Here is a 666-nt window from a genome sequence, read left to right on the forward strand (position 1 = left end):
GTTCCAGGCCCAACTCGGCCAGCTCGTCGGCTGCGAGGAAGCGCATCATGTTGTACATCTCGACCGCCGAATTGGAGATCGGCGTGCCGGTCATGAACGTGACGGTGCCCTTCGGCGACTCGCGCAGTACCCGCACCTTGTTGTACAGGTCGAACGACTTCTGCGACCCGGTTTTGTTGCCCATACCCTTGACGCCCGTCAGGCGCGAGGAATAGAACAGATTTTTGAACTCGTGGGCCTCATCGACGGTCAAATCGTCAATGCCCATTTGCTCGAACGTCAGTAGGCGGTCCTTGGTTTTGTCGCCCTGGACGCGCTCCATGCGGGCAGTGATCTTGTCCACCAGCCTTTCGGCCTCCTTCACGCCGAAGGGCTTGCGGAAGCCGCTCTGGCCGGCGGCGTCGGCTTCCGCTTCGGCGTCCTGGACGGCCAACCGCGCAGCGTCGAGTTCCTTTTGCAGATAGCGCTCTTCAGTTGCGGGCGAGATCCCGATGGAGCCGAAACTGCTGTGCGGGATGATGGCGATGTCGAAGTCGCCTGTGGCGATCTTGGCGAACAGCTTGCGCCGGCGGCTCTTTTCAAAATCCTTCTTCCCAGCGGCCAGCACCTTGGCGCCAGGGTAGAGGCGGTAGACGTCGGTCGTGAACTGCTCGATCATGTGGTTTG

At 61.0% G+C, this 666-nt stretch carries 1 pseudogene; it reads right to left on the minus strand.

Annotation, left to right across the window (positions count from 1 at the left end):
- Positions 1–666, minus strand: a pseudogene (locus F2P46_RS36075) (hypothetical protein); the annotation flags it as partial.

The organism is Massilia sp. CCM 8734 (assembly GCF_011682155.1).
In the GTDB taxonomy this organism is placed as follows: Bacteria; Pseudomonadota; Gammaproteobacteria; order Burkholderiales; family Burkholderiaceae_D; genus Telluria_A; species Telluria_A rubra.